We start from the raw sequence: 10,232 nt of genomic DNA on the forward strand, positions 1-10,232 counted from the left end.
CGTCAGGATTCGGTGCCGTCGAGGCCGTCGAGGTCGAGCGCCATGTCGATGAGGTGCTGGACGTCCATGTCGTCGATGGACTCGGCGTCATCTTCGGCGCGGCTCGTGCCAGGGGTCGCTGCTTGCGGATCGGCGAGCTGGAGCAGCGTGTCCAGCAGACCGGCCTCCCGGATCCGGCTCATCGGGATGGCGGCCAGGGTGCGGCGCAGTGCGGCGTCCTGCGGATCGAGGTCCACATCGGCCGGGGCGTGGCCCGGCTCCTCTGGCGCCAGTTGCTCCAGCAGATGCGCGGCGAGCGCGGCCGGGTTCGGGTAGTCGAAGACGAGGCTGGTGGGCAGCCGGAGGCCGGTGGCCGCGCTCAGCCGGGTGCGCAGTTCGACCGCGGTGAGCGAGTCGAAGCCCAGCTCGTTGAAGGCGCGTCCGGCCTCGACCTCGTCGGCCGAGGCGTGGCCGAGGGCGGTGGCCACATGGGTGCGCACCACCTCGAGCACCGCGTCCTCACGGTCGGCCGCGGGCAGTCCCGCCAGCCGCTCGCGCAGCGCCGACGCGGCATCCGCCTCCGTCCCTTGGTTCGCCGACTCGCCCTCGGCGCCTTGTAGCAGGGCGCGGACACCCGGCAGGTCGTCGATCAGCGGGCGGGGGCGGGCGGCGGTGAAGGCCGGGGCGAAACGCTCCCAGTCGACATCGGCCACGGTCACGGCGGTCTCCCGACGGGACAGCACCCGCTGGAAGGCGGCCATGTTCAGGTCCGGCGCCATCGGCGGCAGGCCACGGCGGCGCAGCTGCTCCTCCGCGTCGCCCTCGGCGGCCATGCCGCCCTCGGCCCACGGGCCCCAGGCCACGGACGTGGCGGTCAGGCCACGGGCGCGGCGCTGTTCGGCCAGCGCGTCGAGGAAGGCGTTGCCCGCCGCGTACGCGCCCTGGCCGCCGCTGCCCCACACCCCGGCGATGGAGGAGAAGAGCACGAACGCGTCGAGCGGTTCGGCGCCCTCCCCGAAGATGCCGTCGAGGTGGAGCGCTCCGGTGGTCTTCGCCGCCACGATCCGGGCGAACTCGGGGAGTTCGGTGCCGGTGCCGGGTTCCTGCGAGATGCCCGCCGAGTGCACCACGGCCCGTACGGGGGTGCCGTTGGCCGCCAGCTTCTCCACGAGCGCTTCCAGCGCCTCGCGGTCGGCCACATCGCATGCCTCGACGGTCACGGCGGTGTCGGTGCCGGACAGTTCGGTCACGATCTCGGCCGCGCCCGGCGCGTCCGGGCCCCGGCGGCTGAGCAGCACCAGCCGCTCGGCCCCGTTGCGGGCCAGCCAGTGCGCGACGTGCCGCCCCAGGGCGCCCGTGCCGCCGGTCACCAGCACGGTGCCGCGCGGCATCCACGGCTCGACGGCCGCGGTGGCCGCGTCGCGCGGGGCGGGTACGAGGCGGCGTACGAAGACCCCGGCGGAACGGATCGCCACCTGGTCCTCGTCGCGGAGCCCGTCGGCCCCGGCGAGCGCGCCCGCGAGCCGGTCCAGCGCCTTCGCGTCAAGCGTGTCCGGCAGGTCGACCAGACCGCCCCAGCGCTCGGGCTGCTCCAGCGCCACGACCCGGCCGTAGCCCCAGACCTGGGCCTGGGTGACGCCGTGCAGCTCGTCGCCGGCGCCGGTCGAGACCGCGCCCCGGGTGACACACCACAGCCGCGCCGGGGCGTCGCCGCCCTGCCGCGCCAGCGCCTCGGCCAGCGCCCCGGTCAGCGCGAGGCCGACCGGCACCGCCGGATGCTCCGGATGCGGCTGCTCGTCCAGCGCCAGCAGCGACAGGACGCCGGCCACCGGGCCATCCGAGGCTGCTGTGAGGCGGGTGGCGAGGGCGCCGGGATCGGTGTCCGCCACGTCCAGTTCGACGGGTACGACACGCACCCCGCGCCGCGCCAGATCGTCGGCCACCGCCGCGACCCGGGTGTCCCCGGCGAGGCTCGCGGGGACGACGGTCAGCCAGGTGCCGGTGGGGGCACCGGACGGGGCGTGCGGGCACGACTTCCACGTCACGTTGTAGAGGCGGCCGTCGGCGGCGGACTCTTCGCGCCGGGCGCGCCGCCACGACGACAGCGCGGGCAGCACCGCGCTGAGCGGCTGGTCGCCCTCGACGCGCAGCTCGGTGGCCAGCGACTCCCAGTCCTCGCGCTCCACGGCCTCCCAGAACCGCGCGTCCACCGCGTCCACGGCGCCCTCGGTCGCCCCCTTGGGGGTGGCGTCGGGCCAGTAGCGACGGCGCTGGAAGGCGTACGTGGGCAGGTCCACGCGGGACGCACCGGTCCCGGCGAAGTACGCCGCCCAGTCGACGGCGGCGCCCCGGACGTACGCCTGGGCGAGCGCCGTGGTGACGGCCTCGGCCTCGGGGCGGCCCTTGCGGAGCGCGGTCACGAACGCCGCGTCGGCGCCGGTGACGCTCTCGTGTGCCATGGCGGTGAGCACACCGTCCGGGCCCAGCTCGACGTAGGTGGTGACGCCCTGGGCTTCGAGGGTGCGTACGCCATCCAGGAAGCGGACGGCTTCGCGGACGTGGCGCACCCAGAAGTCCGGGCTGGTGATCTCCTCGGCGGAGACCAGCTCACCGGTCAGGTTCGACACGATCGGGATGCGCGGAGCCTCGTACGACAACCCCTGCGCGACCTCACGGAACGCCTCCAGCATCCCGTCCATACGCGGCGAGTGGAACGCATGGCTCACCGTGAGCCGCTTCGTCTTACGACCCTGCGCCTCAAAGCCCGCCGCGATCTCCAGCGCCGCGTCCTCGTCACCCGCGATGACCACGGACGTGGGCCCGTTGAGGGCGGCGATGCTGACGCGCTCGGTGTGCAGCGGCAACACCTCGTCCTCGGCGGCCTGCACGGCGATCATCGCGCCACCGGCCGGAAGCTCCTGCATCAACCGCCCACGCGCCGCCACCAACTTCGCAGCATCCGCAAGCGACAGCACACCCGCCACATGGGCAGCAGCCAGCTCACCAATGGAGTGCCCGGACAGGAAGTCCGCCTTCACACCCCACGCCTCGACCAGCCGGAACAGCGCCACCTCAACCGCGAACAACGCAGGCTGGGTGAACCCCGTCTGATCCAGCACCGACGCGTCATCCCCGAACAGCACCGACTTCAGCGGCCGTTCCAGGTGCGCATCCAGCGCATCGCACACCGCGTCCAGCGCCTCCGCGAACACCGGGTACGCCTCGTACAGCTCACGGCCCATCCCCAGCCGCTGGCTGCCCTGCCCCGTGAACAGGAACGCCACCCGGCCACCGGCCACCGAACCCGCCACGAGCCCGGGCGCATCGCGGCCCTCGGCCAGGGCGGTCAGCGCGTCGCCGGGGTGTTCGGCGTCCCGGCCGAGCAGCACGGCTCGGTGTTCCAGGGCGGAGCGGGAGGTGGCCAGGGAGTACGCCACGTCGAGCGGGCGCAGCTCGGGGTGGCCGTCCGCGTAGGCGTGCAGGCGCGTGGCCTGGGCCCGTAGCGCGTCCGCGTCACGGGCCGAGACCGGCCAGGCGAGGACGGGCAGGGATCGTTCCGGAGCGGCCGACGAGACGGCATCGGCGGCCGGGGCCTGCTCGATGATCGCGTGCGAGTTGGTGCCGCTGAAGCCGAAGGACGACACGCCCGCGCGGCGCGGACGGCCGTCGGTCTCCGGCCAGGGCCGGGCCTCGGTCAGCAGCTCGATGTCGCCCGCCGACCAGTCGACGTGCGGGGTCGGCTCGGTGACGTGCAGCGTTTGCGGCAGCGCGCCGTGCTGCATGGCCAGGACCATCTTCATGATTCCGGCGGCGCCCGCCACGGCCTGGGTGTGGCCGATGTTGGACTTCACCGAGCCGAGCCACAGGGGCCGCCCCTCGGGCCGGTTCTGGCCGTAGGTGGCGAGCAGCGCCTGCGCCTCGATCGGGTCGCCGAGGGACGTGCCGGTGCCGTGCGCCTCCACCGCGTCGATGTCGGTGGCCGACAGCCCGGCGGTGGCCAGGGCCTGCCGGATGACACGCTGCTGGGAGGGGCCGTTGGGCGCCGTCAGACCATTCGACGCACCGTCCTGGTTGATGGCGGTGGAGCGCAGGAGGGCGAGCACCGGGTGGCCGTTCCTGCGGGCGTCGGAGAGCCGTTCCACGAGGAACAGGCCCACGCCCTCGGCCCAGTTGGTGCCGTCCGCGTCACCGGAGAACGCCTTGATCCGGCCGTCGGCGGCCAGTCCGCGCTGGCGGCTGAACTCCAGGAACGCGCCGGGGGTCGACATGACCGTGACGGCACCCGCGAGCGCGAGCGAGCATTCGCCGTTGCGCAGCGCCTGCGCGGCCAGGTGCAGGGCCACCACCGAGGACGAGCAGGCGGTGTCGACGGTGAGGGCGGGCCCTTCGAGCCCGAAGGCGTAGGAGAGGCGGCCGGACGCCACGCTGGAGGAGTTGCCGGTGCCCAGGTGGCCTTCGAGGCCCTGCGGCTCGTTGAGCCACAGCGTCAGATAGTCCTGGTCGTTGGAGCCGACGTAGACGCCGGTCCGGCTGCCGCGCAGCGTCGCGGGGTCGATCCCGGCCCGCTCGAACGCCTCCCAGGAGGTTTCCAGCAGCAGCCGCTGCTGCGGGTCCATGGCCAGCGCCTCACGCGGCGAGATGCCGAAGAACGGGGCGTCGAAGTCGGCGACGTCGTGCAGGAAGCCGCCCTCGCGGGTGTAGCTGGTGCCTTCGAGGTCCGGGTCGTCGCTGTAGAGGGTGGCGAGGTCCCAGCCGCGGTCGGCGGGGAACGGGGTGATCGCGTCGTCGCCCGCGAGCAGCAGCTGCCACAGCTCCTCGGGCGACCGCACGCCACCGGGGAAACGGCAGCTCATAGCGACGATCGCGATCGGGTCGTCCTGGTCGGCCGCGGTGGTCACCTGGTCGGGCACGATCGCCTCGGCCCGGTCTCCGATGATCTCGTCCCGCAGATGGCCCACCAGGGCGGTCGAGGTCGGGTAGTCGAAGACGAGGGTCGGCGGCAGCCGCAGCCCGGTCACCTCGCGCAGGAGGTTGCGCAGTTCGACGGCGGTGAGCGAGTCGAAGCCCAGGTCCTTGAACGCCCGGCCCTCATCGACGGCCTGCGGTCCCGCATAGCCGAGGACGGCGGCCACCTGCGTACGGACCAGGTCCAGCAGCAGCCGGTCCTGCTCGGCCGCGCTCAGCCCGGCCAGCCGCTCCGCCAGCCCGGCCGCGCCGCCCGCGGCGGTGTCCACCGCGCGCCGTACCGGCACCCGGACCAGTCCGCGCAGCACCGGCGCGAGCGCGCCCGCGGCGGCCTGGGCCCGCAGCGCCACGGCGTCCACCCGCATCGGGGCGGGCGTCGCCTCGCCGGTGGCGAGGGCCGCGTCCAGCAGTGCCAGGCCCTCCGCCGGGGTCAGCGGCGGCAGTCCGGCGCGCCGCATCCGCGCGACGTCGGCCTCGTCCAGGCCACCGGCCATGCCGGCGCCCGCCCACGGTCCCCAGGCGAGCGCGACGGCCGGAAGCCCCTCGGCGCGGCGGCGGGTGGCCAGGGCGTCGAGGAACGCGTTGGCGGCCGCGTAGTTGCCCTGTCCGGGGGTGCCGAACACGCCCGAGGCGGACGAGAACAGCACGAACGCCGTCAGGTCCAGGTCCCGGGTCAGTTCGTGCAGGTTCCACGCCGCGTCCACCTTCGGGCGCAGGACGTGGGCGACGCGCTCGGGCGTCAGCGAGCCGATCACACCGTCGTCCAGGACGCCCGCCGTGTGGACCACAGCCGTCAGCGGATGTTCGGCCGGGACGGTGGCGAGGGTCGCCGCGAGCGCGTCCCGGTCGGCCACATCGCAGGCCGCCCAGTGTGCTTCGGCGCCCAACTCGGCCAGCTCTGCGGTCAGTTCGGCGGACCCCGGCGCCTGGTCGCCACGGCGGCTCACCAGCAGCAGGCGTCGTACGCCGTGCTCGGCGGCCAGATGACGGGCCACCAGGCCGCCCAGCGTGCCGGAGGCGCCGGTGACCAGCACCGTGCCGTCCGTGCTGAATACGTCCGTGTCATCGGTGTCCACGGCCCGCACCCGGGCCAGCCTCGGGACGCGGGCCACGCCCGCACGCACCGCGAGCTGCTCCTCGCCCGCCGCCAGCGCCGCCGGAAGCGCCGCGAGCGACGCGTCCTGGCCGTCGGTGTCCAGGAGGATGAAGCGGTCCGGGTTCTCGGCCTGCGCCGTACGCAGCAGACCCCACGCGGCGGCCTGCGCCGGGTCGCGTACGGGCTCGCCCTCGCCCCAGGTCAGGAACACCAGCCGCGAAGCGGCGAACCGCTCCTCGGCCAGCCACGCCTGGGCCAGGCCCAGCGCCCCGACCGTGGCCTGACGCACCGCGTCCGGCACCGAGTCGCCCTCGGTGGAAGGCGCCACCAACACGTAGTCCGGTACGGCCGCGCCGGAGGCGACCGCCTCGGTCAGCGCCGCGAGATCCGCGTACGCCACGACCTCGGCACCGACAGCACCGACAGCACCGACGGCACCGAGCCCGGTACCGTCCACGTCGCCGAGCACCGCCCAGCGGTCGCGCCGTGCGGTACCCGCGCCCGTCGCCAGCTCGGTCCACTCCACCCGGAACAGCGACTCGTGGTACGCCGCCCGCGCGGCCTGCACCTGCTCGTCCGATACGGCGCGCAGCACCAGCGAGTCCACGGCGGCGGCCGGCGCACCGGACGTGTCCGCGATCTCCAGCCGGACACCGTCCGCGCCCTGCAACACCAGCCGCACGCGCAGCGCCGAAGCGCCACTCGCGTACAGCGACACCCCGCTCCAGGCGAACGGCAGCCGCCCCTGGCTCTCGCCGTCGCCCAGACCGTCCAGCCCCAGCGCGTGCAGCGCGGAGTCGAGCAGCGCCGGGTGCAGCCCGTACGCCTGCGCGTCGGCCGCGACGGCCTCCGGCAGCCGGACCTCGGCGAACAGCTCGTCACCGCGCCGCCAGGCGGCGTTGAGCCCCTGGAACACCGGGCCGTAGCGCAGCCCGCCGTCCGCCAGGGCCTCGTACAGCTCCTCGGTACGGGCCACCTCGGCGTCCTGTGGGGGCCACTGGGCCAGCGCGAACGACGGCCGGGGCGCGCCCGCGACCACCGCACCACTGGCGTGGCGCGTCCACGGCTCCTCGGCCGGGGCGTCCTCGGCGCGGGACAGCACGGCGATGGACCGCCGTCCGGTGTCGTCCGGGGCGCCGACGGTGACCTGAAGCCGGACCCCGCCACGTGCGGGCAGGACGAGGGGGGCGTGCAGGGTCAGCTCATCGAGATGGTCACAACCGGCCTGGTCACCGGCCCGCACCGCCAGCTCAACAAACGCCGTACCCGGCACCACCACCGCACCACGCACCACATGATCGGCCAGCCACGGATGCGAATCCACACCCAGCCGACCCGTGAACAACAACCCATCCGACTCCGCCAACGACACCGCCGCACCCAACAACGGATGCCCCACCGGCTCCAACCCCACCGACGCCACATCACCCACCGACGCCGCACCCGGCTCCAACCAGAACCGCTCATGCTCAAACGCATACGTCGGCAAATCCACCCGACCAGCACCAGTCCCCGCAAAGAAACCAGCCCAGTCCACACCCACACCACGCACAAACACCCGCGCGACAGCCGTCGTCAGCGACTCCGCCTCGGAGCGGTCCTTGCGACAGACGGAGATGAACGCGGCGTCGTCGCCGGTCACACACTCCTGTGCCATGGCGGTGAGCACACCATCCGGACCCAGCTCGATGAACGTAGAGACACCCTTGGCCTCCAACACCCGCACACCATCGAGGAACCGCACGGCCTCACGGACATGCCGCACCCAGAACTCCGGGCTGGTGATCTCCTGCGCGGAGACGACATCCCCGGTCAGATTCGACACGATCGGAATGCGCGGAGCCTCGTACGACAGCCCCTGCGCCACCGCACGGAACACGTCCAGCATCCCGTCCATACGCGGCGAATGGAACGCATGGCTGACCGTGAGCCGCTTCGTCTTACGACCCTGCGCCTCGAACGAAGCCGCAATCTCAACAGCAGCGTCCTCATCACCCGAGATCACCACCGACGACGGGCCATTCAGCGCGGCAATACTCACCCGCTCGGTCAGCAGCGGCGCCACCTCGTCCTCCGACGCCTGCACCGCGACCATCGCACCACCGGCCGGAAGCTCCTGCATCAACCGCCCACGCGCCGCCACCAACTTCGCCGCATCCGCCAGCGACAACACACCCGCCACATGCGCCGCAGCCAACTCACCAATGGAGTGCCCGGACAGGAAGTCCGGCCTCACACCCCACGCCTCCACCAGCCGGAACAACGCCACCTCAACCGCGAACAGCGCAGGCTGAGTAAACGCCGTCTGGTCCAGCACCGCCGCGTCATCCCCGAACAGCACCGACTTCAGCGGCTGCTCAAGATGCGCATCCAGCGCATCGCACACCGCATCCAGCGCCTCCGCGAACACCGGATAGGCGTCATACAGCTCACGGCCCATCCCCAGCCGCTGGCTCCCCTGCCCAGTGAACAGGAACGCCACCTGCCCGCCGGCCACCGGGCTCTCGGCCAGCCCCGGTGCGGACTCGCCCCGCGCCAGGGCGTCCAGGGCGTGCCGTAGCGCATCGCGGTCGGTGCCCACGATGGCCGCGCGGTGGTCCAGGGCGGCCCTGCCGGTGGCGAGGGAGTAGCCGATGTCGGCGGCGCCGAGGGCGGGGTCGCGGTCGAGGTGAGCGGCGAGGCGGCGGGCGTTCTCGCGCAGCGCCGTCTCCGTCTTGGCGGACAGGAGCCACGGCAGGACGGCGAGGGTGACGGCGGCCGGAGCGTCGTTCTCCGTGGCCTCCGGCTCCGGGGCCTGCTCCAGGATGGTGTGGGCGTTGGTGCCGCTCACGCCGAAGGCCGAGATACCGGCCCGGCGCGGCCGCCCGGTGTCGGCCCACGGCCGGGCCTCCGTGAGCAGCGACACGTCCCCCGCAGACCAGTCGACGGTCGGGGACGGCTGGTCGACGTGGAGGGTCCGGGGCATGACGCCGTGTCGTATCGCCATGACTGTCTTGATGACGCCCGCGACACCGGCCGCCGCCTGGGTGTGGCCCAGGTTGGACTTGAGCGAGCCCAACCACATCGGCCGCCCCTCCGGCCGGTCCTGGCCGTAGGTGGCGAGCAGCGCCTGCGCCTCGATGGGGTCGCCCAGCGTCGTACCGGTGCCATGTGCTTCGACCATGTCGATCTCGGCGGCGGACAGCCGGGCGTTCTCCAGGGCCTGGCGGATGACACGGCGCTGCGACGGGCCGTTCGGCGCCGTCAGACCGTTCGACGCACCGTCCTGGTTGACGGCCGAGCCCCGGACGACCGCCAGCACCTGGTGGCCGTTGCGGACCGCGTCCGACAGCCGCTCGACCAGCAGGACGCCGACGCCCTCGGACCAGCCGGTGCCGTCCGCCGACGCCGCGAAGGACTTGCAGCGGCCGTCGGGGGCGAGGCCGCGCTGACGGCTGAATTCCACGAACACATCGGGGTTGGGCATCACGGTGACGCCGCCGACCAGGGCGAGCGAGCATTCGCGCTGACGCAGCGCCTGGGCCGCCCAGTGCAGGGCGACCAGCGACGACGAGCAGGCCGTGTCGATGGTGGCGGCCGGGCCCTCGAGGCCGAAGGTGTAGGCGATGCGGCCGGACAGCACGCTGGTGGCGCCGCCGGTGAGCATCAGCCCTTCCAGCTCTTCCGAGGCGCCCTGGGTGTCGGAGCCGTAGCCCATGGCCGCGGCGCCCACGTACACGCCGGTGCGGCTGCCGTGGACGGAGGCCGGGTCGATTCCGGCGCGTTCGAAGGCTTCCCAGGAGGTTTCCAGCAGCAGCCGCTGCTGCGGGTCCATGGCCAGCGCCTCGCGCGGCGAAATGCCGAAGAATCCGGGGTCGAAGTCGGCGACGCCGTCGAGGAATCCGCCGCCGCTGTTGTAGAAGGTGCCCTTGCGGTCGGGGTCCGGGTCGGCGAGTCCTTCGATGTCCCAGCCGCGGTCGGCGGGGAATCCGGAAATGGCGTCGCCGCCCTCGTCGACGAGCCGCCACAGGTCCTCGGGTGAGCCGATGCCGCCGGGGAAGCGGCAGCTCATCGCGACGATCGCGATGGGTTCCTGCGCGTCCGCCTCCACCTCGGTCAGGCGGCGACGGGCCCGGCGCAGCTCAGTGGTCATCCACTTCAGATTGTCGAGCAGCTTTTCTTCGTTCGCGCTAGCCACGAAAACGTCACCTCC

The 10,232-nt window shown here is 73.3% G+C and carries 1 protein-coding gene; it reads right to left on the reverse strand.

From position 1 onward, the window contains the following. Nucleotides 1-2: 2 nt before the first annotated feature. On the reverse strand, nt 3-10,217 hold the full coding sequence (locus ACFZCY_RS28585; RefSeq protein WP_391179335.1) for a type I polyketide synthase: 10,215 nt from the start codon (nt 10,215-10,217) through the stop codon (nt 3-5). Nucleotides 10,218-10,232 lie beyond the last annotated feature (15 nt).

The sequence above is a fragment of the Streptomyces sp. NPDC007983 genome (genome assembly GCF_042958345.1).
Classification (GTDB): domain Bacteria; phylum Actinomycetota; class Actinomycetes; order Streptomycetales; family Streptomycetaceae; genus Streptomyces.